The sequence below is a fragment of the Achromobacter sp. ES-001 genome (genome assembly GCF_019448355.1).
GTDB lineage: Bacteria > Pseudomonadota > Gammaproteobacteria > Burkholderiales > Burkholderiaceae_B > Achromobacter > Achromobacter spanius_B.
The window spans coordinates 3,658,918-3,682,707 of the sequence record NZ_CP079940.1 but is presented as its reverse complement, the minus strand read 5'-3'; the positions used below and the strand labels follow the sequence as shown (position 1 = coordinate 3,682,707).

Below are 23,790 nucleotides of genomic sequence, written 5' to 3'. Positions count from 1 at the left end.
ACCATGACGGACCTTTCACTTGATGCCGCCGTGACGCGGCCCGCGCCATTACGCTGGCTGTTGTGGGCAGCGCTGGCCGTGGCCGCGTGCACGCCGTGGTTTGCCGGGCCGTTCGCGCAACATCTGGCGGTGCTGACCTGCCTGAACGTGCTGATCGTCAACGGCTTGGCGCTGATTGCGCGCTGCGGGCAATTGTCGTTGGGACACGCGGCCTTCGTCGCGCTGGGCGCCTACGGCTCGGTGCTGGGCGCCCGCTACCTGGGCTGGGGCTTTTTGCCGTCCACCTTGGTGGGGGTGGCGTTGACGGCGGGTGTGGCGCTGATATTGGGCGCGATCATCCTGCGCTTGAAAGGCGTTTATTTCGTGCTGGTGACGTTTGCGTTCGGGGAACTGGTGCGGCTGATTTTGCTGGACGGGTCGTCCTGGTCGGGTGGCGCGAACGGAGTCGCCAGCATCCCGCCGGCCGCGCTGGCCGGTATCGTGTTCGATACGCGGGCCAGCTTTTACGGTCTGGCGCTGTGCGTGGCCCTGGGCTCCGTCGCGCTGTTGAGCGCGGTGGCAAGGCAGCCATTCGGCCACGCCATCGACGCCGTGGCCGCGAACCCGGCCCTGGCCGAATCCACCGGCCTTAGCGTGCACCGGATCCAGCTGTGCGCCTTTGTGGCCGGTTGCGCGCTGGCGGCAGTGGGCGGCGCCTTGCAGGCGCGCTACGTGGGGTACGTGTCGCCCGAGTCATTCAACGCCAGCATATCCATCGGCTTCATCATCATGCTGGTCATCGGCGGCCGCCGCTCAGTATGGGGCGGGCTGATCGGCGCTATGGTGCTGACGCCGCTGCCCGAGCTGTTTCGCGGCGCGGTGCAAACGCAGCACATCTTTTACGGCGCGGCGCTGATCCTGATCCTGCGTTTTCTGCCGGCGGGCCTGGCCGGCTTGCCGGGGCCGTGGCAATCGCGTCGGCACAAGGAGTCCCCATGAATCCACCTTTATTGCAGGTGCAGGGCCTGTCGCGCAGCTTCGGCGGCTTGGCAGCCTTGCGCAACGTCAGCTTCGCCATCGCGCCGGGCGAAATCGTGGGTTTGATCGGCCCCAACGGCGCGGGCAAGACAACGGCCTTCAACGTCATCAGCGGCACGATGCCGCCGTCGTCGGGCTCCGTGCATTTCGATGGCCGTGATATTTCCGGCGGCCCGCCCAGCCGTGTCGTGGTGCGAGGGCTGGCTCGTACGTTTCAATCCACCTCGACCTATCCCGAGGCCACCGTGGCCGAGAACATCCGGCGCGGCATGCTGTCGCGCATTCAGCATTCGTGGCTGCGTCGTCTGGCCGGGCGTAACCAGGATCTGTTGCCGGCGTCGGAAGTGACGCGGGAGGTCGACCGGCTGCTGGTCCTGCTAGACCTGCAAGGCTGGCGCGACGCGGCGGCCGGATCGCTCGCCTACGGCTTGCAGAAAAAGCTGGGCATCGCCGTTGCGCTGGCCTGCCGGCCGCGCATGTTGTTGTTGGACGAGCCGGCGGCGGGGCTGAACCATGAAGAATGCAACGAGCTGGGGCGGTTGCTGCGCCGCCTGCAATCCGAGGAAGGGCTGACGATGCTGCTGGTGGAACATCACATGGCGCTGGTCATGGAACTTTGCCATCGCATCGTGGTGCTGGTGCAGGGAGAAAAAATCGCCGAGGGCACGCCGCAAGCCATCCGCGACAACCCCGCCGTGATCGAAGCCTATCTGGGAGCGCCCGACTATGCCCATGCTTGACGTCCAGGACCTGAAGGTTCGCTACGGGCCGCTGGAGGCGGTGCGCGGCATCAGCTTTACGGTTGAACAAGGCCAGATCGTTGCGCTGGTCGGCTCGAACGGCGCAGGCAAAAGCTCTACCTTGAAAGCGCTGATCGGCCTGGCGCCGGCCGCGGGCGGGCGCATTGTGTTTGACGGGAAAGACATCGCGGGGCTGGCTTCGGCGGCGCGCGTATCGGCCGGCTTGTCCTTGTCGCCGGAGGGGCGGCGCTTGTTCGGCCGCATGACCGTGCTGGATAACCTGATGGCCGGCGCGCATGGGGTGAGGTCGCGCAGCCGCGTTCGCGCGCGGCTGGACGAGGTCTACACGCTGTTTCCGCGTGTGCAGGAACGGCGTGCACAGTTGGCGGGCTCGTTGTCCGGTGGCGAGCAGCAGATGGTGGCCATCGGCCGCGCGCTGATGGCACAACCCCGCTTGTTGATGCTGGATGAACCGTCGTTGGGCATCGCGCCCAAGGTCGTGGCCGAAATCGCGGACGCCATTGAGCGCATCAACCGCGACAGCGGCATCGCCATTGTGCTGGTGGAGCAAAACGCGCGGCTGGCGCTGCGCCTGGCGCATCATGCCTATGCGTTCGAACATGGCGAGGTGGTGCGCAGCGGCAAGGGCGCCGACCTGCTGGCCGACCCCTTCGTGCAGAAAGCCTATCTGGGCATATGAAGAGAGCCTTGGCGATGCAGAACGTTCTTCCCGAATACGAAATCTACGCCATCCGCTACGCCCGCATGCCGCGCCAGCGACGCGACAACTTCCTGGGCGGCGATCCGCATGACGGCGACATGCCCATGGACTTCTACGTGTGGTTGATACGCGGCGCGGGCCGCGTTGTTCTGGTCGACACGGGGTTCAATGCGGACATGGCGCGGGTGCGGCGGCGTGAGCTGATCCAGTGCCCGATCTCGGCCCTGGCCCAACTTGGCGTGCAGCCAGAAGACGTGCAGCACGTGGTGCTGACCCATCTGCATTACGACCATGCGGGCAACCTGGACTTGTTGCCGCAGGCGCGCTTTCACGTGCAAGACGATGAGCTTGACTTCGCCACCGGCCGTTGCATGTGCTTTGAACCGCTGCGGCATGCCTACGCAGTAGAGGATGTGATCGCGCTGGTGCGGCGCGTGTACGACGGCCGGGTGCAGTTTCATGACGGCGACAGCACGTTGTTGCCGGGCCTGGAACTGCTGCATATCGGCGGCCACACGAAAGGCCTGCAAGCGGTGCGCGTGCATACCGAACGCGGCTGGGTAGTGCTGGCGTCCGACGCCAGCCACTACTACGAAAACATGGGGCAGGGCCGGCCGTTTCCCATCGTCTACAACACGGCCCAGATGCTGTCGGGATACGCCAAGCTGTTTGACGCGGCGCAGTCCGAGCAGCATGTCGTGCCGGGGCATGATCCGTTGGTGCTGGATCGGTATCCAAAGTGGCAGGAGTCAGCGCACGTGGTGATGCTGCATCGCGAACTTCTGCCTGACGGTGCGCAGCAGCCGTAACAACGTTTCCCCTTACCGCCCCAACCGTTCAAGCCCGCCCTCACGCGCAGCCCGGTCCCGAGCGCCGCCTCGTCGGACCGGGCTGCGTTATCGTTTCCACTAATTATCGTAATCCCTAGCTTTTTATGGACTTACAGCGCGTCCATAATCTGCGGAAACGTTTCCACAAAAGAGGATTTCCATGAGTACCGAGTTGCAGGCTGCACGCGTGAAGACCGTCGTTGACCACATGGCGCTGGAATGCGTTCAGGAGTGGGACAAGGTCATCGACACCTTCGAACATCCCCGATACGAGATGCACTCCAGTGGTGCGGTCTTTGACGGCGAGAGCGAAGTCATGGGGTATTTCGAGTCGTCGCGGGCCTCGTTTCCCGACTTGAAGAACGAGATCATCGCGGTGGCCGCCGCCGAGGGCACGGACATCGTCCTGGTGGAATTCTGGCTTTCCGGCACGCATGCCGGCCCGTTCACTGTTGACGGCAAGACGTACGAGCCGACGGGACGCCAGTTTCGCGTTCGCATGGCGGCCACGTTCGAATTCGCGCCCAACTCGGCCAAGGTGATCTGCGAGCGTCCGTACACCTGTCAGAACGCCAAGCTGCGTTCGCTCGGGTTGTTGTAGGGATAGCGGTAGCGGTAGCGGTTGTTCCGTTCAGGAGGCGGGCAACCTGGTTGGGCCAATGCGTTCTACAGAAAAAACCGGGCAGGCCGGTCAGGCGCTGCACCCGGAGATAAATCCGAGGAGACAACAATGAAGAAGCTGTCCGTTGCAGCCGCGCTGCTGACCTTGCTGGGCATGGGCGCGGCCCATGCCGACGACTACCCGAATCGCCCGATTCGCATGCTGTTGCCGTTCTCGGCCGGCGGCGGTGGCGACACCTTGGGCCGGATTCTGGCAGAGCGGTTTTCAGCCGAACTGAAGCAGCCCGTCATCGTCGAGAACAAGCCCGGCGCGGGCGGCACGATCGGCATCGCCGCCGTGGCCCGCTCGGCGCCGGACGGCTACACGATCACCATCGGGGGGATGACCACGCACATCCTGTCTCCGTCGGTCTACAAGGACCTGCCGTATGACCCGATCAAAAGCTTTACGTCGCTGGGCGCCATCGGCAATTCGGCCATCATGGTGGTCGCCAACAACAACTTCCCGGCCAACGATATTGAAGGGCTGAAGAAACTGGCGGAATCCCGCAAGGACTCTATCCAGTACGCAAGCTGGGGCATCGGCTCAACGGGGCACTTCTGCGGCGAAGTCATGGTGCAGAAGGGCAACCTGAAGATGCAGCACGTGCCCTACAAGGGCACCACGCAGATCATGACGGACATCATGGGCGGGCATATCGACCTGGGTTTTGTCGACATGGCCACCGCCACGCCGATGGTCACGCAACACAAGGTGAAGGGGCTGGCCGTCTGTACCAAGCGTTCGCCCAGCGTGCCGGAAGTTCGCAGCTACAAGGAACAGGGCATCGACTTTGACCGCGATTTGAATTGGGCGATGTACGTGCCCGCCGGCACGCCCCAGCCCATCGTCGATCGCCTGTCCGGCACCTTGGAAAAGGTGCTGAAGGAACAGGAAGTGATCGACAAGTTGCTTGGCCTTGGCATTTCGGCTCGGTACGTTGCCGGGCCCGCACATCAAAGGGCAAATGTGGCCGACATCGAAGCGTGGCGCGTGGTGGCGAAAGAAGCCGGCATTACGCCGCAATAGACGGTTCCTTGGCTGTGGCAACGAACCGTCGCGTTGCCCCCTTTCTTGCACGAGACACTATGAAACTGCTTCAAGACCGCGTGGCTGTCATCTCGGGGGCCGCGCACCCCAAAGGCATCGGTAAAGCCACCGCAAAGCTCTTTCTTGAGCATGGCGCGCGCGTGGCGATCCTGGACGTTGACGAGGCACGCATACAGGAAAGCGCGGCGGACCTGGGCGCCCCGGCGGCTCAGCTGCTTGCGCTGGCTTGCGACGTGGGCAGCGACGAGCAATGTCGCGCTGCCATCGACAAGGTGGCCGCCTGGTCCGGCGGCGTCGTCGACGTGCTGGTGAACAACGCGGCGATCACGCAGAAAGCCACGTTCCGGGACATCACCCCCGCCGACTTCGAACGCATCCTGCGGGTCAACCTGACCGGCGTTTTCAACCTGAGCCAAGCGGTCATCCCCTTCATGGTTCAGCGCGCCGGGGGAAGCATCATTTCCATTTCGTCGCTGTCGGCGCAAAACGGCGGCGGCATCTTCGGCGGCGCCCATTACTGCGCCGCCAAGGCGGGCGTGCAGGGCATTACCCGCGCCATGGCCAAGGAATTCGGCGAACACAAGATCCGCGCCAACGCGATTGCGCCAGGCCTGATCACCACGGACTTTTCGCGCACCGGACGCTCGGATGAAAGCAAGGACGACGCCGCGCAAGTCTGGCCGCTGCGTCGCGCCGGACGCCCACATGAAATCGCGGGCGGCTGCCTGTTCCTGGCCAGCGACCTTTCCAGCTACATCACCGGCACGACGTTGGATATCAACGGCGGCGCCCACATGAATTAAGGAACATCAATGAGCAAGCTTTTTGGCGGCGTCCGGCAAGTGGGCTATGTAGTCCGCGACATTGAAAAGGCCATGCGCCACTGGTCCGAGGTGCTTGGCGTCGGGCCCTGGTTCTACAAGGAAGAGGTGGGGACCACGGAATTCCGATATCGCGGCCAGGTCTCGCAACCACCGCGCTTGTCGATTGCATTGGCCAATTCCGGCGACCTGCAAATCGAGCTGATCCAGCAACGAGACGATGCGCCATCGCTCTATCTGGATTCCCTGCGTGCAAGCGGGGAATGCGCGCAGCACGTGGCGTTCTGGACGCTGGATAACTTCGACGAGTTTTGCGACCGGCTGCGTGGCAGTGGCTACGAAGAAGGGCACGGCGGAAGAATGGGCCTGCGCGGCCGCTTTGCGTACTTCGTGCATCCTGATTTGCCCAGCGGCATGATCGAAGTGTCTGAAATGAAAGGCGGCAAGGGCGAATATTTCGACGAGATCAGAAGGGCGGCTGAAACCTGGGATGGATCCGCGCCGATACGCCCGCGCACCTAGCCGGCCCGGTGCCGAAGACGGTGTATGTTAGCCACTTCCGGCACAGACAAAACCAACATCATGAAAGACCGAAGCACCCGAATCACCATACGCGACGTCGCCAAGAAAGCGGGGGTATCCCTGGGCACGGCGTCGCGCGCGCTGAACCGCACCGGCCGTGTCAGCGAGGCCGCCATTGCGGCGGTCGAGCAGGCGGTACGCAGCCTGGACTATCGCCCGGATGCCGTGGCCAGAAGCCTGCGCACGAAGTCCTCGGGCGTGATCGGGCTGCTGGTGTCCGACCTGGCCAACCCGCTGTACGCCCGCATCATCACGGCCACCGAGACCGCGCTACAGGCCGAAGGCTATTCGTTGCTGGTGGCCAGCACGCATAACGAAAGGCGTCGCGAAGCGTCGCTGATCGACATCTTTCGCGGCCGCCGCGTTGACGCATTGATTCTGGGCCCGTGCGAAAAAGAATCTGCCGACCTGATCGACAAGCTGTCTCAAGAAGTTCCCGTTGTGGCGCTGGACCGGGAGTTTGGCGACGTGTCCGTCGGTATCCATGTGGATCATGCAACGGGGGCGTTCCAGGCGACCCAGTATCTGCTGAACCTGGGCCACACACGGATTGCGCTGTTGACGCCGGGTACGGATTTGCGCACCGGCAAAGAGCGTATCGCGGGCTTTCGCCAGGCGTTCAAAGAGCGCGGCATGGTTCCTGACCCGGCGCTGATCCGGGCGGAACAGTCCGCAATGCAGTTTGCGTTTTCGGAGGCGATGTCGCTGCTGTCGCACGCGAATCGACCCACCGCATTTGTATGCCTGGGAACCAGAATTTTGTCCGGCGTGCTGCAAGCCCTGCGTCATACCGGAGACGCGGTGCCCAACGATATCAGCGTGATCAGTATTGGCGACACCGATCTGTCTCAGCTGTTCAGCCCGGCCATCACCTCGCTTAGTTGGGACCTTGAGGCGGTGGGCACTTGCGCGGCCCAACTGGTCCTAAAGCAACTTGATCGCCAGAGCGCGCCCGCGCAAGGCGATCGCATCGTTATCAAGACGCAGCTGATATTGCGCGAATCGTGCGCGCCCGCAGCGCCGTCTTGACCCTACACCCTAATCAGGAACGCTCATGACACTACCGTACACCGTCACCCATCAAGATCGCCTGCTGACCGTCAACATCGAAGACGGCGTCCAGCTGCCAGGCGCCGCCCCGGGCTCGTCGATCATTCCGTTGTTCCTGGATCGGGAAAACGGCGTGTGGGTGCTGTACGGAAAGTTCGCGCCGGGCACCCGCCTGCCCACGCACTTTCATACGGGCGTCGTCCACTTCTACACCACCAAGGGGCAGTGGAACTACCTGGAATATCCCAACGACGTGCAGACGGCCGGCAGCTATCTGTACGAGCCGGGCGGGTCCGTTCACACCTTTTCAGTACCCGAGGACGCCAAGGAGTCGGCCGAAGGATTCATGGTCGTTTTCGGCGCCAACATCAACTTCATCGACGGCCAGTTCGCCAACATCCGCGATGCCGGCGCCATCGAGGACTCGATTATCGACGCGGCCAAGAAGGCCGGCTTGCCCATCCCTCGCTATATCCGCCCCAAGGGCGGCGCCGAGTTCACGCGCGACTGAGCGCAGGAGTCGGATCATGCGTCTGGCATCGAAAGTGGCGCTGGTAGCGGGCGCCGGAACGTTAAGAAATTCGTTTTCCGCCGCTGACCAGGTCGGCAATGGCGCAGCCTGTGCGATTCGCTTCGCCCGAGAGGGGGCGGCGGTCATCTGCACCGACCGGTCCTTGGCCGCCGCGCAAGAGACCGCCCGGCAGATCCGGTCGGAAGGCGGCGTGGCGGAGGCTATCGAGCTCGACGTTACCGACTCGGCGCAAATCGCGCGGGTGGCGCAAGACGTGGCATCGCGCTTTGGCGGCATCGATATCCTGCACAACAATGTCGGCATCGAAATCCAGGGAGACCTGCTCGCCGTGCAGGACGACGAGTGGGACCGCGTCATGACGGTCAACGTGCGCGGCTCCATGGCAATGGCGCGCGCCTTTCTGCCGCAAATGAAGGCGCGCGGCGGCGGGGCCATCATCAACGTCTCGTCAACCGCGAGCCTGAAATGGAGCCCGATGCAATTCCTGTCGTATAGCACGGCAAAAGCGGCGGTCAACCACATGACGCGGGTCATCGCCCGTCAGTACGCGGCGGATCAGGTGCGATGCAACTGCATCATCCCCGGCATGATCCGCACGCCGCATGCCGACGCGCTGTATGCAAGCAGTGAGGCGGCGCAAGAAGGGCATAAGGCTCGGGACGCCAGGTGCCCGATGGGGCGCCAGGGCAGCCCGTGGGATATTGCGAACGCGGCGCTGTTTCTGGCGTCTGACGAGTCCGCTTATGTCACGGGGTGTTTGATGGTGGTGGATGGGGGGTCAAGTTTGTGAGCGGCTTGCGTGGCAAGGCGCCCGCTTGCGGCAAACCGAGGTGGATAAAAACGTTCATTCGGTGATTGGCTTACGGCCGGCTTGTCCTACGCTTCTGGTTTCAGGAGGCGGACATCACCGGTCGTTCTTTTTGCCTGGCGTTCGTGGGCGGCGCGGCGTGGGTGCAGTGCTTCCCGGTATTGCCCGGCGCCTTCGTTCTGTCGCTGATAGGCATAGCGGGGGGCGTTGCTGCCGTCGTTGTGGTCGTCGTTGCGGCCGTTGTTTTGGCCGTTGTTTTGGCCGTCGTTTCGGTCGGCGTTTCGGCCGGCGTTTCGGCTGGCGTTGCGGCTGCGGATCGCCTGCGATGCCGCGCCGGTTCTTTGCGCGTTGTCTGTGCTCTTGTGCTTGGCCTTTGCGCCGGCACGCTTAACGCGTGCCTTCAGGCGCACCTGCGCCTTGACGATTCACTGGCGGACTTGCATCAGGACCAAGTCTCCCGCCTGACCTTGCGCGTTGCCGAGCTGCCGGACGGCGATGGCCGGCATCATCGCTTCATTGCCGAACGGGCCGAGCCCGCGCGCCCGGGCATTCCGTCTCGCATCCAGGTCACATGGCAAGCGCCGCCCGGTGCGACCGTGCCACTGCCCGCACTGCTGCCGGGCCAGATCTGGCGCATGGCGCTTGTGTTGCGGCGGCCGCATGGCGTACTGAACCCGGCAGGGCCGGACGCGGAAGGGCGCATGTTCGCGCGGGGCTTGCGGGCGGTGGGCACGGTGCGTGGGCGGCCGCAGTTGTTGGATGACAAGCCTTGGGCCTCGGCAGGGGTGGCCATCGAACGGGCGCGACACCACGTGCGCGAGGGTTTGCGGCAAGCCTTGGGCGAACACCGTTATGCGCCGGTGCTGATTGCTTTGGCCATTGGCGACCAAGCGGGCGTGGCGCGCGATGACTGGCGCATCTTCAACCGCAGCGGCATTACGCATTTGGTGTCGATCAGTGGCATGCACGTGACGTCTATCGCGGGTATCGCGGGCGTGCTGGTAGCGGCCGGGTGGCGGCGGGCCCGATGGCGCGGGACGGGCTTGCCGGAATTCGTGCCGTCGCGCGTGGCCGGCGGCGCGGCGGCGGCCGTGGTGGCGCTGCTGTATTGCCTGCTGGCGGGATGGGGCGTGCCGGCCCGGCGCACGTTCTTCATGTTGTCGGTGGTGCTGGCGGCGGTGATGTCGCGGCTGCCGCTCACGGCGGGCAGGGTGTTGGCGTGCGCTGGGGCGGGCGTGGTGGCGTTGGACCCGTGGGCGCCGTTGTCGGCGGGGTTCTGGCTGTCTTTCGGCGCGGTGGCGATATTGCTGCGCATTGCCGAGCTGCCGTTTGATGCCGAGGCGGGCTGGCGCCGCCGTTGGGCAAGCCGGTTGGCGCAAGCGACGCGTTTACAGCTGCTGGTCACACTGGGCTTGACGCCGCTGCTGGCGTTTCTGGTGTATCAGGTATCGGTCGGATCGCCCCTGGCCAATGCCGTGGCAATTCCGTCGGTGACGTTCATCGTCACGCCCTTGGCGTTGCTGTGCGCGGCGCTGTCCGTGGTCCCCGGTGCGCAGGCGGTGGCCGCGTGGGTCGGCCAGGTGGGGTTGGCGGCGTTTGATTACACGATGGCCCCGGTGGCGTGGGTAGGTAATGCAGATTGGGCCAGCTTTGCCGTGGCTGCGGCGCCTTGGCCTTGGCTGCTGGTCGCGGTATCCGGCATGGTCTGGGCCTTGCAGGTGCGCGGGTGGCCAGCGCGACACCTTGGCTGGGTCTGCATGCTGCCTTTGCTGTGCTGGCGGCCGGACAAGCCCGAGCCCGGCCATTGGCGCATGACGGCCCTGGACGTGGGGCAGGGCAGCGCCATCCTGGTCGAAACGGCAACGCAGACCCTGCTGTTCGATGCCGGCCCGCGCCATTACGGCGGCAGCGACGCGGGCGATCGAGTCGTGGCGCCGTTCATGCAGGCGCGCGGTATCGATGTGCTGGATGTGCTGGTGCTGTCCCACGCCGACCAAGACCACGTCGGCGGCGCGCGCGCGGTGATGGCGGCGGTACCGGTGCGGCGTAGTTATGCGTCATTTGATGTGGCGGCGTTTGTACGGCGGGATGCCAGTGTGTGGCCGGTGGGCGGGCCGGTGGGTGGGCCGACGTCGGGTGCGGCGTCGAGCCAAGCGGCGCCCGGCACGCCGTCCACGCTGCCCGATCGCATGTTGCGGTGCCGTCGCGACGACTCCTGGGAGGCGGACGGCGTGCGGTTCACCTTTCTGCATCCTGCCGACGGCGGCGGCGCCGAACCGGTGGACCGTAACGCGGACAGCTGCGTGCTTTTCGTAGAAGGAGCCAGCCATTCGCTATTGCTGACAGGCGACATCGGCGTGGCGCAGGAACGCGAACTCGTCGCACGCGGGGTGCCTAAAACCGATGTGGTGCTGGCCCCGCACCACGGCTCAGCATCGTCATCCGGGCGCGACTGGGTACGCGCCGTGCAAGCCACTCATGCCATTGCGCAAGCGGGCCATCTAAACCGTTTCCGCCATCCCGCCCCGGCGGTGGAGCGGCGTTGGCTAGCGGCGGGGGCGGTGTTCTGGCGTAGTGACCGGGACGGCGCGGTGATGGCGCTATCCACTGCAAACGGTCTGTCGGTTTGGTCGCAGCGTGATGACGGTGCGCGCTACTGGCATGGTCGATGACTGTCGGCTAAGGCGCGATAGGCAAGCGCTTGGGGACGGTTAGACGCGGACCGCAGCCAGTCTAGCCGCCGCTGTGCTACCCCACACCCATCACCAACCGATCGAACAAATCGTCCCCGCCCATCTGCCCGCCCTTAAGCATCAACTCCACACCATCAACGACAGGGTTGTCGCTGCGCGCAACGCTGACGGTGACGCCCGGCGCTAACACACATCGGAACTGCAAACCCCACAGACCCAGCGCCAAAGTGGCTTGGCTTGATGTGTCGCCGCCGGCGATGCCGACCCGTGCAAGCCGGGTTCCCGCTTGCGCGCTGGCGGTGATGATGGCGGCGGCAAGCTGTGCGGTGGCGCGGGCGGTGGAGGCCGCTTCGTCCGAGGTGACGGCCTGTTCGGGGCGGTCGGTGTGGACGAGCACGTTGTGGCCTTGCGCCAAGGCGGCGACCGCCGATTGGATTTGTTCGGCTACGTAGGCGGGCGACGCCAACAGCGCCTGCACTTGCAGGGGCTGATGCTTGTAGCGGGTGCTGGCAGAGATTTGCCGAGCAGTGACGGGTGACAGGCTGCCGGCCATCACCAGCACGGGGCCAGAGGCCGGGGCAAGCGGGACTACGCCACTGAGTAAAGAGGTAGCGGCATCACGCGCAGCCATCTTGCCGCCGTGCGCAGCCGCGTGCGCGTGTGGGCCAGCCACCGCTTTGTCACGCTGAAACACGCTTGCGTCGCGCTCGAACGCCGCCGCGCGCGCCAGCGCCTGCTGTACGCTGCTTGGGCCAACCGCCAACAACGGCGCACTTGCCGCCGCGCGCCAGATCAGGCGGCCAATCACGGCGAGTTGCTCGTCGCCCGTCACGTCGAACAGGACCGGGCCGTCACTGGTGTTGATCAGGTCGTCGATCCAGGCATCCAGTTGGGCGACGTCGTTCGCACCCACCGCACCCGTCGCACCCGACGCACCTACATCCCCAGCACCCCGCAATCGCGGGTACGCAATATGCGGCACCGACCGAATCCCCTCCAGCCCCTGCGCGGCCAGGTGCCGTCGCAAGTCTGCCTCATGCATCGGCGTGACCGGGTGCTGGCTCATCACCGGATGCCGGTCGATGCGATACACCTCCGGCGCGGCCCCAGCGCGGGCGAACAATTGGGCAAAGCTGCAATAGCGTCCGATGCTGGGTTGCCCGCCCACAATCGGTACCAGCCGGTTCGGCATGTGGCGCCGCAGTTCGCGGATGGCGACGCCGATGCTGCCGACGTGCGGGGCGCTGTCGAAGGTGGAACAGCACTTGTAATGCAGCACGCGTGCGCCGGTGCCGGCCATGAAGCGGCCGACAGAACGTAGTTCCGTTTCCATATCGGTGGGGGGCATGGCGCGCGCGGCGCCCGCGATGCCGATGGCGTCCAGCGGGCCGGCACGGCGCAGTTGTTCGGGCGTGGGCACGCCAAGGAACAGCAAGCCGCGCAGGCCGGCGCGCGCGACTTCGGCCAGCGTGTCGGTGGCGCCGGTGAAATCGTCGCCGTACCAGCAGATGCTTGGTGCGGTCAGGTTGACTGCGGCATTTGCGCTGCTCGCATCATCGGCATGGCCTGGGCCGTCGTGATCTTTGGCGCTGCCCGCCTCACCGCCAGCGCTACCGACCCCCGCAGTCATGCCCGCCCACCAAAAAATTCCAATGCCCGCTGCAACTCGGGCGCGTTCCGCGCAAAGTCTTCCAGCGCCTGTCCGTCTCGCACCGCCTGCCACGCTTGCCGAATGCTCTGCACGCCCGCGGCTGGCCCATCCGGATGCGCCAAAATCCCGCCGCCGGACATGAACATCAGATCGTCAGTACGCACAGCTGCCCACGTGGCGGGCACGGTGCCGGCCCATTGGCCGGACGAGAACGCGGGCATGACCGGGTCGTCGATGCCGGGCGTGAGCGAGGCCAGGCAGTCGCGCGCCGATTCCACGACTTCGCTGTCTTCCTGTGCGAACTTGCCTTGCAGGCCGTGCACGTGCATATGGTCCACGCCGGCCAGGCGCCACAGCGTTTGATACGCCTGAAAGCCGATGCCCAGCAAGGGCGCGCGCGACAAGGCGCCGAAGCCGTTGCGATGGCCGTGCAAGGCCAGCGGCGTGCTGCGGCGCAGGGTCTGGATGGCGGAAAAGCCGCACCAGTTCAGGCTGGCCATGACGCAGGTGCCGCCTTCGCGTTCGATCAGGTCGGCGTGGCGGCGCATGGCGTCGGTTTCGTCGCTGATGTTGAACGCCACCATCACCTGGCGGCCGGTGCGTTCGCGGTGGGCGCGCACCACCGCCATGACGGCGGCGACGCGTTGCGCCAGCGGCGCGTGCGCGGGGTTGGCGCACACCTCGTCGTCCTTGATGAAGTCCACGCCAGCCGCGCACAGCTGGGCGACCAGATGCGCGGTTTGCTCGGGCGACAGGCCCACATTGGGCTTGATGATCGTGCCTACCAGCGGCCCCGTTGCCACGCCTGTCAATTGCCGCGTGCCGGCGATGCCCACTTGCGGCATGTCGAACTGGGCGCGGTAGTTGGCGGGCAGCTCCATGCTTTCCAGGCGCAGGCCGGTGACTTCGCCCAGGTCGTACAGGTTGCCGCCGACGGTGGCTGCCAGCGTGGGCAGGTTGGCGCCCACGTTGGCCACGGGAAAGGCGATGCGGACGCGAGCGCGCTGGTACTTGCCCGGCATGCCGCCCGCTTGGCGCGCCAGCCAGGCGTTGGGCAGGCTGGGTGTGTCGGTGGTGTCCAGCAGGTCGATGGCTTCGATGCGCGCGCGGGCCCGGGCGCGCAGCTCGTCGGTTTCGCCTTGCACGCGGGTGAAGGTGCCGCAGGACTGCTCGCCCGCCATCACTTCGGCGACCCGCGCGGGGTCCATCGGGGTTTCGATCAGGTAGGTCGCGCTAAAGGACTGGGAATTCATAGGCTTGGGAATTCAAAGGGGGCGGCGGGCGGCAATGTTGGGTCAGCAAGGGACAGCGGGCGGCAGTAGCGATCAGCATGCGACAGAGGCATCAGCGGGCACTAAGCACGCACTAAGCAGGCACCAGCAGGCACCAGCAGGCGTCAGCAGATCAAAGGCGCGACAAATCCGGGAACGGGCGGACCGGGTCCTTGCCGTCCCAGCCGTTGGCGCTTTCTCGGATCAGGTCGAACAATCGGCCCTTGGGGCCGGCCACTTCCGACAGTTCGATGACGGTGCCCGGGTGGTATTCGGTGTCGAAATAAATGAAGCGGCCTTTCTCGCCGACTTCGCCGCTCATCTTGGGCTTGAAGCCCTGGGCCAGCAGGCGTTCCAAATCGGCGTCGTAGCTTTCGGTCCAGTAGGCCACGTGTTGCAGGCCGGTGCGGCCGGCTTGCAGGAAGTCGCGGTACATCGACGGCACGTCGTTGCGCGTCTGGATCAGTTCAACCTGCACGAAGCCGGAGTTGGCCAGCGCCACGGAATTGTGCGGCTGGTGGCTTTCGCCGTCGTACTGGTAATTGACGATTGGCACGCGCGGGTTGTAGTACCACGGGCCTACGCCCAGCGTGGTGCTCCAGTACTCCATGGCGGCTTCGATGTCGTGCACCACATAACCGAGTTGGCGGATTTCGCCCAGGAAACGACTCATGATGGATCTTTATAAAAGGAAGACGAAGAGGGGGGGAGGCGGCCCGACGCGGATCTGCGCGGGCCGCGTCGAGTCACAGGAAGCCGATGGAGAACCAGGGAAAGGCCGCCACGATGATCAGGCCGATCAACAGCGCCGCAACGTAACCCCAGATGGGGCCGATGCCCTCGTTGGGGTCGACGCGGCTGATGGCGCAGGCGCCGTAATAGCCCACGCCGAAGGGCGGCGCGAACAGGCCGATGCCCATGGCGAAGATGACGACCATCGCGTAATGCACTTCGTGCACGCCGGCCTGCACCGCGATCGGAAACAGCAAGGGGCCGAACAGCACGATGGCGGGTATGCCTTCCAGCACGCTGCCCAGGATGATGAACGCCACGATGGACACGGCCAAAAAGCCGTAGCTGCCGCCGGGCATGCCGGCCATCAACTTGGCCAGATCGCCCGAGAAGCCGGACTGCGTCAACGCCCACGCCATGGCCGTGGCGCAGCCCACGATCAGCATGATGGCGCCGGACAGCGAGGCGGTTTCGATCAGCATGGGGCGCAGGCGCGCCCAGTCGAAGCGGCGGTAGATCAGGATGCCGATCAGCGCGGAATACACGATGCCGATGGTGGACACTTCGGTGGCGGTGGCCACGCCTTCGACCACTGCCGCGCGGATGACAAACGGCAGGGCCACGGCGGGCAGGGCGATCACGAAAAAGCGGCCGATCTCTTTGAAGCTGAAACGTTGCACCAGGCTCAGGTCTTCGCGGCGATAGCGCCACCACACCACCGAGCACAGCGCCAGGCCCAGCACCACGGCGGGCAGCAGGCCGCCCGTGAACAGCGCGGCAATCGATACGCCGGTAACCGAGCCGATGGTGATCAGCACAATCGACGGCGGTATGGTCTCGGTCTGCGCGCCGGTGGCCGACAGCAGCGCCACCAGGTCGCCCGGCTTGGCGCCGCGCTTGCGCATTTCCGGGAACAGCACGGGCGCGATGGCCGCCATGTCGGCGATCTTCGAGCCCGAGATGCCCGACACCAGATACATCGCGCCGATCAGCACGTACGACAAGCCGCCGCGCACGTGGCCCAGCAGGCTGGCCAGGAACTGGATCATGGCGCGTGCCATGCCGGTCATCTCGATCAACGACCCCAGGAAGATGAACAGCGGCACGGCCAGCAGCATCAGGTGCGACATGCCTTCGTCCAGCCGGCCCACCATGACTTCCATGGGCGTGTTGGTCGTCAACGCCAGGTACGAAAACGTGGCCAGCGCGAACGAAAACGCAATCGGCACGCCCGAGAACACGGTGGCCGCGACGATGCCCACGAAGAAGATCACCAGGTTCAGCTTGCCCAGGCCCTTGAACATGGGCTGCGCCAACCAGAACAGGGCAACCACCACGGCCACGCCGGCCAACGCCACGAGCACATGACGCAGGGGTTGCGTGCGCAACAGCCGCAGCAAGGCCACCACGCCCATCAGCGCCATGCCCACGGGAATGGCGGCGGCGCGCCAGGCGTTGGACAGTTCCAGTGCGGGCGTGATGATGAAGTGTTCTTCGTGCGCGTATTCGATCGCGGGCGACAGGATCAGCACCAGGAACGCCAGTGACGCGGCCAGCGCCGCCGTTTCCAGCTGCGCGCGCCGGGCCGGGCTGACGTTGTTGACCAGCGCCGTCATCCGCATGTGTTCACCGCGCCGCAACGCAACCACGGCGCCCAGCATCGACAGCCACAGGAACAGGATGGAAGCCAGTTCGTCGGACCAGACCAAGGGGCTGTGGAAGGCGTAGCGCGCGACGACACCCGCGAACAGCACGCAGATCTCGACCAGCACGATGGCGGCCGCAACGTGCTCGACCACGCCGCCCAGCACGCTGTCCAGCGCGTTGGCGGCGCGCCGCAAGGGGTTGGCCGGCAGCACCGGGGTGGCGGCGTGGGGGGCGGACAAGGAAGACATGGCGCGACCTCAGGCCAGCTTGCCGACGCTTTGTTCCAGCAGCGACCAGGCTTCGTTGCCGAAGCGGCCCTGCCATTCCTTGTAGAAGCCGGCGGTGCGCAGCGCCTGGCGGAAGGTGTCCGGGGCCGGCTGGTTGAATTTCAGGCCCTTGGCTTCCAGGTCGGACTGCACCGACGCGTTCAGCTTCTTGATGTCTTCACGCTGTGCCAGGCCGGCTTCGTTGATGCCGCGCGCAACGATGGTCTTCAGGTCTTGCGGCAGGCCTTCCCACATGCGGCCGTTGGCGATGAACCAGTAGCCGTCCCAGATGTGGTTGGTCAGCGAACAATACTTCTGCACTTCGTACAGCTTGGCCACCTGAATGATGGGCAGGGGGTTTTCCTGGGCGTCGACCACCTTGGTTTGCAACGACGAATACACCTCGCTGAACTGCAAGCTGGCGGGCGCGGCGCCCAGGCCCTTGAACATCGAGATGGGCAGCGAGCTGACCGGCACGCGAATCTTCAAGCCGTCCATGTCGGCGGCCGTGGTCACGGGCGCCTTGCTGCTGGTGGTTTGGCGGAAACCGTTGTCCCACATCTTTTCAAACGCGTAGAGCTTGCGCTGCGCGATGGCGGCGCGCACGTGCGCACCCAGCGCGCCGTCCATGGCGCCCCAGACCTGGCTGTAGTCCTTGAACGCGAAGCCCACGGCGTTGATGGCGGCCACCGGCACCAGCGTGGCAATGACCAGCGCCGACGGGGTGAAGAAGTCGATGCCGCCCGAGCGCACTTGCGCCAGCATGTCGGTATCGCCGCCCAGTTGGTTGTTCGGGAAAATCTTGATGTCGACGCGGCCGTTGCTTTCCTTCAGGATGCGGTCGGCGGCTTCTTGCGCGCGGATGTTCAGCGGGTGCGTCACCGGCAGGTTGTTGCCGTACTTGAGCGTGTAGTCGGCCGCGCGGGCGATCAGCGGGAATCCGCCGGTCAGGGCAACGGCGGGCACCGCGCAAAGGCGGCGCAGAACACTACGGCGTGTCAGCAGCTTCATGGTTGTCTCCAAAATCGGTTTTATGATGTTTTTTGATGTGCCACAAAAGCGCCATAACCATGCGGCAGACTGGACAATAGTGAATTGACGCTATCATCGTCAAACCTTATTCATGATGGTTTTTGATGTGAATAGAACGTCGCCCGACCGCAAGCTAGCCCGTTTGGCCGATGTGGCCGCACGCGCCGGCGTGTCTACCGCCACCGCCGATCGTGTGTTGAATCGCCGGCCCGGCGTGCGCGCCAACACCGCCCAGAAGGTGTTGAAGGCCGCCATGGAACTGGACTATCTGCCCGAACAGGAACTGGCCGCCGCCTTGCCGGCCGAGCCAATGCGGCTGGTGTTCTTGCTGCCGCGTGGCAGCAACCGGTACTTGCGCATGCTGGGCGACACCGTCAGCTATGCGCATGAACACTTCGGCCCGCTGAACGCCAAGTGCCAGATCGAATACGTTGAAAGCTTCAACCCCGACGCGCTGGCCCAGGCGCTGGCCAAGCACGGCAAGCGCGCCGACGGCATTGCCTTCATGGCGCTGGAACATCCGGTGGTGCGCGAAGCCGTCAACACGCTGGCGCAGCAGGGCGTGCCCACGGTGACGCTGATTTCGGACCTGGCCAACAGCGCGCGCACGGCTTACGTGGGGCTGGACAATCGCGCCGCCGGGCGCACGGCGGGTTACCTGATCGCGCGCTTTGTCGGCCCGCGCGCGGCGCACGTGGCGCTGATTGCGGGCTCGCGCCATTACCGCGCGCACGAGGAACGCGAAAGCGGCTTCTTGCAGTTGTATGCCGAACAGTTCCAGGCGATGCAGGTGGTGGATCTGCGCGAAGGCTATGACGATGCGCAGCGCAACTACGAGCAGACGCGGCAGTTGCTTGAGCAATATCCCAATCTGGCGGGCATCTACAACATCGGGGGGGCGTCGGACGGCGTGGCGCGCGCGCTGAAAGAGGCCGGCTTGCAGCATCGCGTGGTGTTCATCGGCCACGGGCTGACGCCGGACACGCGCTCGCTGTTGATCGACGGCACCATGGACGCCGTGATTACGCAAAGCCCGATGGAGGCGCTGATGAGCTGTGTGCGCATCTTCAGCAATCTGCGCGACAAGCGCAGCCCGATGAACGGCGTGGAACTGGCGCGCAGCCAGGTGATTTTTCGCGAAAACCTGCCCTGAGGGAAGTTTGCTTCAACATGCTTGCTATTTAACTGCCTAGGCAGATAAAATCCGCTATCGGCAATCGCCATCGCAATCGCCATCGCAATCGCCATCGCAATCGCCATCGCCATCGCCATCGCCATCGCCATCGCCATCCACCCCACGAGACAACCATGGCCACCGCTAAACCCGCCGTGCTGGACCGCTTCTACACCGGTGAGCTCGGTTTCATGATCACGTCCGTGCGCGGCAGCATTCATGATGCGCTGGAGCGCGAACTAGCGCCGTTTGACCTGACGACCCCGCAGTACGTGGTGCTGAACTGCCTGGCTAAAGGGTGGGGCCGCACGCTTAGCGATTTTTGCCGGGTGCTGGCGTATGACTCGGGCGCGATGACGCGGCTGCTGGATCGCATTGTGGCCAAGGGCTATATCCGGCGCGTGGAAAACGAAGCGGATCGGCGCAGCTACCTGATCGAACTGACCGAACAGGGGCAAGCCGCATTGCCGCAAGCGCTGGCCGCCACGGAAGTCGCCATGCGCCGTCTGCTGGCCGGCTTTTCTGAAGCGGACGCTGAGACGCTGCACAAGTTGTTGTCGCGCGTGTTGATGAATGCGCAGGCGGACGAGGCGTAGGCAGCCCGTACGCAGCGACCCGTACACAGCGACCCGTACACAGCGACCCGTACACAGCGACCCGCAGGCCCTTTTCCCCTGCATTTTTTTTATCCATTTATCTGCCTAGGCATATACAGCCTGGGCATAAAAATAAGCCAAAGCCATGCAAGCCTTTTCCAGCGACGCCCCAGCCACACCCCGAATCCCTCCCGCCTTGCTCGCCACCATCGGCGCGCTGACGTTCATCGACTTCCTGCAAAACGGCATGATCACGTTTGCCGCCACGCCCATCATGGGAGAAATCGGCGCCAGCCCCGAGGAATACACGTCCGTTGCCGTCATCTACGCCTGCGTCGCCGTGGTGATGATTGCGTTGCAAGGCTGGCTGGTGCATCACCTGGGCCTGCGCCGTTATCTGCTGGCGTCGCTGGGCGCGGCGGCAGCGGGCGCGGTGGTGTGCGCGATGTCTCGGGGCGAGGCCGGCTTTCTGACGGGCCGGGTGATGATGGCGATGGGGTGCGCGGCCATGCTGACGTCGTCCCGTTTGACGGTAAACCTGATCGCGCCGGGGCCAGCGCGCTTTCATGGCATCAAGGCACTTGCCACGGGCCTGTGCACCGGCACGGCGCTGGGGCCGTTGCTGGCATCGGCGGCGGTGGACCACGATGGCTGGCCGCTGATGTTCTGGTTGGTGGCCGGGCTGTCGCTGCTGGCGATGTGGCCGGTGGCGCGCGCCATGCCGGGCAAGCAGGCGGGCGCCACGGTGGCCGGGCAGGCACGCCTGGTGCCGATTGCGGCGTTGGGCGTGGGCAGTTTTCTGCTGCTGCATGCGTTGCAGCGGTCCTACTACGATTTTTTCAGCGACCGCCATCGGCTGGTGCTGTTCGCCCTGGCCGGCTTGCTGGCGCTGGCGTATTTCATCCGCGCCGAGACGCGCAACGGCGCGCCGCTGCTCAAGCTGGGCGGCATGAACGAGGTGCGCTTTCTGTGCGGCCTGGCGTTATTCATGTTTTGTTATTTGATGTTGGGCGCCAACGGCTACCTGGTGCCGCAGATGCTGCAACGCGCGCTGGGCCTGTCGTGGGCCAACACGGGGATGTTCTTCGCGATGGGGCTGGGGGCGGGCGTGCTGACTTTTGCGGTCATGGCCCAGCTGCTGCCGCGTTGGCCGTCGCCACGCAAGTTCTTCGTGGCCGGGTTTGTGGCGCTGGCGGGGTTCAGCGTGCTGATGGCTCGGCTGACGCCGATGGCCGATCCCTGGGCCGATGTGCTGCCCGCGCTGGCTTGCTATGGCGTCTTCATCATGATCTTGATGCCGGCCACCGCCATGAACACGTTCACCGGGCTGACGCATGACCCGGCGGTGTTTGCGCATGCGCAGCAGGTCAAGAACATGCTGGCGCAGGTGGGGCAGGCGCTGGGCATCATGGCGGCCACCGTGGGGCAGCAATGGTTGACATCCAAGCACTACAACGTGCTGCAAGCGGGCGTGACGCAGGGCAACATCAATGTGGAAGCCGCGAAGGCCGCGCTAAGCGGCGTGTATGCCGCGGTGGCGGATCCGGTGCAGGCGCACCGCATGGCGCTGGCGCGCATCGCGCAGCTGGTGGATCAGCAGTCGGCGCTGCTGGCCAATCTGGATCACTTTCGCGCGCTGGCTGTGTTGGCGGTTGTCGGCGTGCTGATCAGCTGGACGCAGCGGGTGTTCCGGTAGCGTGCCCGTGCCGATAGCGCGCATGTTCCGATACCGCGCAGGTTCCGGTACCGCATGTTCCGGTACCGCGCCTGTTTCGAACCCGCAGCCACCCGAACCCCCACCCGAACCCGCAGCCGCGCCGACACTGCCCCTCAGTTCGGCCCCAGCTGCCCGATCACCTGCCGCGCCACATCGGCCAGGGACAGGCCGCCGTCCATGGCCGCGCGTTGCAGGCGTTCATGGGCGGCCTGCTCGGTCAGGCCGTATTGGTTGATCAGCAGCCGCTTGGCGCGGTCGATGCGCTTTCTTTCTTCCAGCGCGACGCGCACGGTGTTCAAGGCGTCGTCGGTGCGCTGCATGTGCAACGTCTGCTCGCGCATCATTTCAAGAATGGACCGCTCCAGCACGCTGCCCACGCCATCGGCGGGCGGCGTGTCCAGGGGCCGGCTTTGCACGCTGAACACCATGCTGGGCGCGCGGCCGCTGGCATGGTCGGCGTAGCGCGACAGCAGCAGTTGTCGGTCGTCCAGTTCCTGGCGGGTTTCGACGATGCGGCGTTCGCATTGCCGCGCCAGCGCCTGCGCCAACAGGCTTTCAACGTCGCGCATGGCGTCGATGCGGGCCGTGCACAGCTCGAACCACAACTCGGCCAGCGTGCCGTCCACGCGCTGGTCGGCGGACGTGCGTTGCGCCATGTCGCGAAGGCGTTCGACCGGCTGGCCTTGTTGCTGGATGCTTTCCCAGCGTTGCAGCGCGGCGTCTTCGGCATATTGCGCGTAGATGTCGAAGCTGCGGGCCTGGTGCGCGGCCAGGCCCAGCATGCGGGCCTTCTGCGGGTCGGTGAAGAAACCGTTGGTGAAGCCGATGACGCCGGTGGCGCGTTCCTGGCCGCTGAGTTCCTTGCCCTGCATGAAGTTCAGCAGCGCGACCAGCAGGCGCGTCACGCCGGGGTCCAGCGCGGAATCGGCGGCTTCGAACACCACGGCCAGCAGGCTGCTGATGATTTGCGTGTAGCGGGCATCGGCGTCTTCGGCGGGCACGGACACATCACGCACCTGGCGGCGCAGCGCCGGCAATTCGTCCAGCCGAAACAGCGCGAAGGCAATGCAGTTAAGCAGGCGCGCCTTGTTGCCGGCGTGCGGGGCGGTGGCCGCCAGCCCGTCAAGAAAACGGCGGACGTCGGCCTCGACGCGGGCGGATTCCTGAGCCAGCCCGCTCAGCGTCCGGGCCTTGCCGTCTTGCGGCGCGCCGTTCTGTGCGCTGCACAGTGTCAGATTGGAATAGCCGCGTTCTTTTTGCAGCGCGTGCACCAGCGCGCTGACGTGCACGGCCAGCTCGCACGTGACAGCCAGGCTTTCCAGGCCGTGCAGTTCACTGCGCCGCGCGGCAAGCAGGAAACGCAGCGGGGGTGGGATGTGGCGTTCGACCATAAGGGCAAAGGGAGGATCAGGCGCTGCGGCGCATCAGCGGTTCGGCGGCTTGCGGCAGGGGGGTGTCAACCCTGTCAAGCACGTGGCATGCCGCGACGTCGCCGATGACCAGCACGGCGGGGCTGCGCAGCTGAAAGGCGGCGGCGTCGGACGTCATGCCGGACAGCGTCGAGCGGCATTCACGTTGATCCGCCAGCGAAGCGCGTTCGATCATCGCCACGGGCGTGTCGGGCGCCATGCCGGCTGCCAGCAACTGGCTGCTCATGTCGTGCAATTTGGCTACCCCCATGTAGACCACCAGCGTCGTGCCGCTTTGCGCCAGCCCCGTCCAGTCGGGCATGGCGCCGTCCTGGGAATGGGCGGTGATCAGTGTAACGCCCTGGGCCATGCCGCGTTGGGTCAATGGGATGCCGCAAGCGGTGGCGGCGGCCAGCCCGGCCGTGATGCCGTTGACGATTTCACAGGCCACCCCGTGGTCGCTCAGCCATTGGGCTTCTTCGCCACCGCGTCCGAAGATGCAGGGGTCGCCGCCCTTTAGCCGCGCCACGCGCAGCCCTTGGCGGGCATAGCGCAGCATCAGCCGCTGGATGAATTCCTGCGGGGTGGAACGGCAGCCACCGCGCTTGCCCACATAGACCAGCCGCGCCTGCGGGCAGTAGTCCAGCACTTGCGGGTTGACCAGGTCATCGACCAGGACGACGTCGGCTTGTCCCAACGCCCGCACGGCTTTGATCGTGAGCAGTTCGGGGTCGCCGGGGCCGGCGCCGATCAGCCAGACGGAAGGGTTCATGATGGGCTCCAGGGGATG

23 protein-coding genes are annotated in these 23,790 nt (G+C 65.3%); 15 read left to right on the top strand and 8 right to left on the bottom strand.

The window, feature by feature from the left end:
- The first annotated feature begins 3 nt into the window (after positions 1-3).
- The 11 genes from KYT87_RS16490 (at position 4) to KYT87_RS16440 (ending at position 8,794) form a co-directional block, all read left to right on the top strand.
- The gene (locus KYT87_RS16490) at positions 4-978 is read left to right on the top strand and encodes a branched-chain amino acid ABC transporter permease (protein WP_120156135.1); all 975 of its coding nucleotides are present in this window, start codon (positions 4-6) and stop codon (positions 976-978) included.
- Complete coding sequence (locus KYT87_RS16485; protein WP_219990383.1) at positions 975-1,757, top strand: ABC transporter ATP-binding protein; 783 nt, start codon at positions 975-977, stop codon at positions 1,755-1,757. The genes KYT87_RS16490 and KYT87_RS16485 overlap by 4 nt, the downstream gene beginning before the upstream one ends.
- A complete protein-coding gene (locus tag KYT87_RS16480; RefSeq protein WP_219990382.1) occupies positions 1,744-2,457 on the top strand; it encodes an ABC transporter ATP-binding protein in 714 nt (237 codons plus the stop codon). The genes KYT87_RS16485 and KYT87_RS16480 overlap by 14 nt, the downstream gene beginning before the upstream one ends.
- Before the next feature lie 14 nt (positions 2,458-2,471).
- Complete coding sequence (locus KYT87_RS16475; protein WP_219990381.1) at positions 2,472-3,287, top strand: N-acyl homoserine lactonase family protein; 816 nt, start codon at positions 2,472-2,474, stop codon at positions 3,285-3,287.
- Between the two features lie 181 nt (positions 3,288-3,468).
- Positions 3,469-3,909, top strand: coding sequence for a nuclear transport factor 2 family protein (locus KYT87_RS16470; RefSeq protein WP_046805748.1), 441 nt, complete (start codon positions 3,469-3,471; stop codon positions 3,907-3,909).
- A 129-nt stretch (positions 3,910-4,038) separates the two neighbouring features.
- On the top strand, positions 4,039-4,998 hold the full coding sequence (locus KYT87_RS16465) for a tripartite tricarboxylate transporter substrate binding protein (RefSeq protein ID WP_219990380.1): 960 nt from the start codon (positions 4,039-4,041) through the stop codon (positions 4,996-4,998).
- Between the two features lie 59 nt (positions 4,999-5,057).
- Positions 5,058-5,822, top strand: a complete 765-nt coding sequence (locus KYT87_RS16460; RefSeq protein WP_120156132.1) for an SDR family NAD(P)-dependent oxidoreductase — start codon at positions 5,058-5,060, stop codon at positions 5,820-5,822.
- A gap of 9 nt (positions 5,823-5,831) precedes the next feature.
- Positions 5,832-6,362, top strand: a complete 531-nt coding sequence (locus KYT87_RS16455; protein WP_219990379.1) for a VOC family protein — start codon at positions 5,832-5,834, stop codon at positions 6,360-6,362.
- A 60-nt stretch (positions 6,363-6,422) separates the two neighbouring features.
- Positions 6,423-7,451 carry a LacI family DNA-binding transcriptional regulator gene (locus KYT87_RS16450; protein ID WP_240433890.1) on the top strand — a complete coding sequence of 343 codons (1,029 nt, stop codon included), beginning with the start codon at positions 6,423-6,425 and terminating at the stop codon, positions 7,449-7,451.
- A 25-nt stretch (positions 7,452-7,476) separates the two neighbouring features.
- Entirely contained in the window at positions 7,477-7,983 is a 507-nt protein-coding gene (locus KYT87_RS16445; RefSeq protein ID WP_120156129.1) for a 2,4'-dihydroxyacetophenone dioxygenase family protein, read from the top strand.
- 34 nt (positions 7,984-8,017) lie between these two features.
- Positions 8,018-8,794 (top strand): SDR family NAD(P)-dependent oxidoreductase, encoded by a 777-nt coding sequence (locus tag KYT87_RS16440; protein WP_255593202.1) that lies wholly within the window; start codon positions 8,018-8,020, stop codon positions 8,792-8,794.
- Positions 8,795-8,880: 86 nt separating this feature from the next.
- Here KYT87_RS16440 and KYT87_RS30040 read toward each other — a convergent pair whose 3' ends face one another.
- Positions 8,881-9,222: a hypothetical protein gene (locus tag KYT87_RS30040; protein ID WP_370638793.1), complete on the bottom strand. Its 342-nt coding sequence runs from the start codon at positions 9,220-9,222 to the stop codon at positions 8,881-8,883.
- On the opposite strand from KYT87_RS30040, the gene KYT87_RS16435 reads away from it, so the two are divergent.
- Positions 9,133-11,484, top strand: coding sequence for a DNA internalization-related competence protein ComEC/Rec2 (locus KYT87_RS16435; RefSeq protein WP_370638777.1), 2,352 nt, complete (start codon positions 9,133-9,135; stop codon positions 11,482-11,484). The two genes, KYT87_RS30040 and KYT87_RS16435, sit on opposite strands and share 90 nt — an antisense overlap.
- 76 nt (positions 11,485-11,560) lie before the next feature.
- On the opposite strand, the gene KYT87_RS16430 is transcribed toward KYT87_RS16435, so the two are convergent.
- From KYT87_RS16430 to KYT87_RS16410, 5 genes are all read right to left on the bottom strand, one after another.
- Positions 11,561-13,135 carry a four-carbon acid sugar kinase family protein gene (locus KYT87_RS16430; protein WP_219990378.1) on the bottom strand — a complete coding sequence of 525 codons (1,575 nt, stop codon included), beginning with the start codon at positions 13,133-13,135 and terminating at the stop codon, positions 11,561-11,563.
- The gene (locus tag KYT87_RS16425; RefSeq protein WP_219990377.1) at positions 13,132-14,409 is read right to left on the bottom strand and encodes a ribulose-bisphosphate carboxylase large subunit family protein; all 1,278 of its coding nucleotides are present in this window, start codon (positions 14,407-14,409) and stop codon (positions 13,132-13,134) included. The genes KYT87_RS16430 and KYT87_RS16425 overlap by 4 nt, the downstream gene beginning before the upstream one ends.
- A gap of 151 nt (positions 14,410-14,560) precedes the next feature.
- Positions 14,561-15,100 (bottom strand): VOC family protein, encoded by a 540-nt coding sequence (locus KYT87_RS16420; RefSeq protein ID WP_046807840.1) that lies wholly within the window; start codon positions 15,098-15,100, stop codon positions 14,561-14,563.
- A 73-nt stretch (positions 15,101-15,173) separates the two neighbouring features.
- Complete coding sequence (locus tag KYT87_RS16415) at positions 15,174-17,054, bottom strand: TRAP transporter large permease subunit (protein ID WP_046807841.1); 1,881 nt, start codon at positions 17,052-17,054, stop codon at positions 15,174-15,176.
- 9 nt (positions 17,055-17,063) lie between these two features.
- On the bottom strand, positions 17,064-18,083 hold the full coding sequence (locus KYT87_RS16410; protein ID WP_120156125.1) for a TRAP transporter substrate-binding protein: 1,020 nt from the start codon (positions 18,081-18,083) through the stop codon (positions 17,064-17,066).
- A gap of 112 nt (positions 18,084-18,195) precedes the next feature.
- Here KYT87_RS16410 and KYT87_RS16405 point away from each other — a divergent pair, with 112 nt between their 5' ends.
- The 3 genes from KYT87_RS16405 to KYT87_RS16395 all read left to right on the top strand — a co-directional run bounded on the left by KYT87_RS16405 (position 18,196) and on the right by KYT87_RS16395 (position 21,570).
- A complete protein-coding gene (locus tag KYT87_RS16405) occupies positions 18,196-19,257 on the top strand; it encodes a LacI family DNA-binding transcriptional regulator (RefSeq protein ID WP_046807843.1) in 1,062 nt (353 codons plus the stop codon).
- Positions 19,258-19,412: 155 nt separating this feature from the next.
- Positions 19,413-19,874, top strand: coding sequence for a MarR family winged helix-turn-helix transcriptional regulator (locus KYT87_RS16400; protein WP_046807844.1), 462 nt, complete (start codon positions 19,413-19,415; stop codon positions 19,872-19,874).
- 145 nt (positions 19,875-20,019) lie between these two features.
- On the top strand, positions 20,020-21,570 hold the full coding sequence (locus tag KYT87_RS16395) for an MFS transporter (RefSeq protein WP_219990376.1): 1,551 nt from the start codon (positions 20,020-20,022) through the stop codon (positions 21,568-21,570).
- A 134-nt stretch (positions 21,571-21,704) separates the two neighbouring features.
- On the opposite strand, the gene KYT87_RS16390 is transcribed toward KYT87_RS16395, so the two are convergent.
- Together KYT87_RS16390 and cobA are read right to left on the bottom strand one after the other, a co-directional pair.
- On the bottom strand, positions 21,705-22,982 hold the full coding sequence (locus KYT87_RS16390) for a nitrate- and nitrite sensing domain-containing protein (RefSeq protein WP_219990375.1): 1,278 nt from the start codon (positions 22,980-22,982) through the stop codon (positions 21,705-21,707).
- Between the two features lie 16 nt (positions 22,983-22,998).
- The gene (gene cobA, locus KYT87_RS16385; RefSeq protein WP_219990374.1) at positions 22,999-23,772 is read right to left on the bottom strand and encodes a uroporphyrinogen-III C-methyltransferase; all 774 of its coding nucleotides are present in this window, start codon (positions 23,770-23,772) and stop codon (positions 22,999-23,001) included.
- Positions 23,773-23,790: the final 18 nt, after the last annotated feature.

Coding starts and splice junctions, on each gene's coding strand:
- KYT87_RS16490 (WP_120156135.1), top strand. CDS start 4: ATGACGGACCTTTCACTTGATGCCGCCGTGACGCGGCCCGCGCCATTA.
- KYT87_RS16485 (WP_219990383.1), top strand. CDS start 975: ATGAATCCACCTTTATTGCAGGTGCAGGGCCTGTCGCGCAGCTTCGGC.
- KYT87_RS16480 (WP_219990382.1), top strand. CDS start 1,744: ATGCCCATGCTTGACGTCCAGGACCTGAAGGTTCGCTACGGGCCGCTG.
- KYT87_RS16475 (WP_219990381.1), top strand. CDS start 2,472: ATGCAGAACGTTCTTCCCGAATACGAAATCTACGCCATCCGCTACGCC.
- KYT87_RS16470 (WP_046805748.1), top strand. CDS start 3,469: ATGAGTACCGAGTTGCAGGCTGCACGCGTGAAGACCGTCGTTGACCAC.
- KYT87_RS16465 (WP_219990380.1), top strand. CDS start 4,039: ATGAAGAAGCTGTCCGTTGCAGCCGCGCTGCTGACCTTGCTGGGCATG.
- KYT87_RS16460 (WP_120156132.1), top strand. CDS start 5,058: ATGAAACTGCTTCAAGACCGCGTGGCTGTCATCTCGGGGGCCGCGCAC.
- KYT87_RS16455 (WP_219990379.1), top strand. CDS start 5,832: ATGAGCAAGCTTTTTGGCGGCGTCCGGCAAGTGGGCTATGTAGTCCGC.
- KYT87_RS16450 (WP_240433890.1), top strand. CDS start 6,423: ATGAAAGACCGAAGCACCCGAATCACCATACGCGACGTCGCCAAGAAA.
- KYT87_RS16445 (WP_120156129.1), top strand. CDS start 7,477: ATGACACTACCGTACACCGTCACCCATCAAGATCGCCTGCTGACCGTC.
- KYT87_RS16430 (WP_219990378.1), bottom strand. CDS start 13,135: ATGACTGCGGGGGTCGGTAGCGCTGGCGGTGAGGCGGGCAGCGCCAAA.
- KYT87_RS16425 (WP_219990377.1), bottom strand. CDS start 14,409: ATGAATTCCCAGTCCTTTAGCGCGACCTACCTGATCGAAACCCCGATG.
- KYT87_RS16420 (WP_046807840.1), bottom strand. CDS start 15,100: ATGAGTCGTTTCCTGGGCGAAATCCGCCAACTCGGTTATGTGGTGCAC.
- KYT87_RS16415 (WP_046807841.1), bottom strand. CDS start 17,054: ATGTCTTCCTTGTCCGCCCCCCACGCCGCCACCCCGGTGCTGCCGGCC.
- KYT87_RS16410 (WP_120156125.1), bottom strand. CDS start 18,083: ATGAAGCTGCTGACACGCCGTAGTGTTCTGCGCCGCCTTTGCGCGGTG.
- KYT87_RS16405 (WP_046807843.1), top strand. CDS start 18,196: ATGATGGTTTTTGATGTGAATAGAACGTCGCCCGACCGCAAGCTAGCC.
- KYT87_RS16400 (WP_046807844.1), top strand. CDS start 19,413: ATGGCCACCGCTAAACCCGCCGTGCTGGACCGCTTCTACACCGGTGAG.
- KYT87_RS16395 (WP_219990376.1), top strand. CDS start 20,020: ATGCAAGCCTTTTCCAGCGACGCCCCAGCCACACCCCGAATCCCTCCC.
- KYT87_RS16390 (WP_219990375.1), bottom strand. CDS start 22,982: ATGGTCGAACGCCACATCCCACCCCCGCTGCGTTTCCTGCTTGCCGCG.
- cobA (WP_219990374.1), bottom strand. CDS start 23,772: ATGAACCCTTCCGTCTGGCTGATCGGCGCCGGCCCCGGCGACCCCGAA.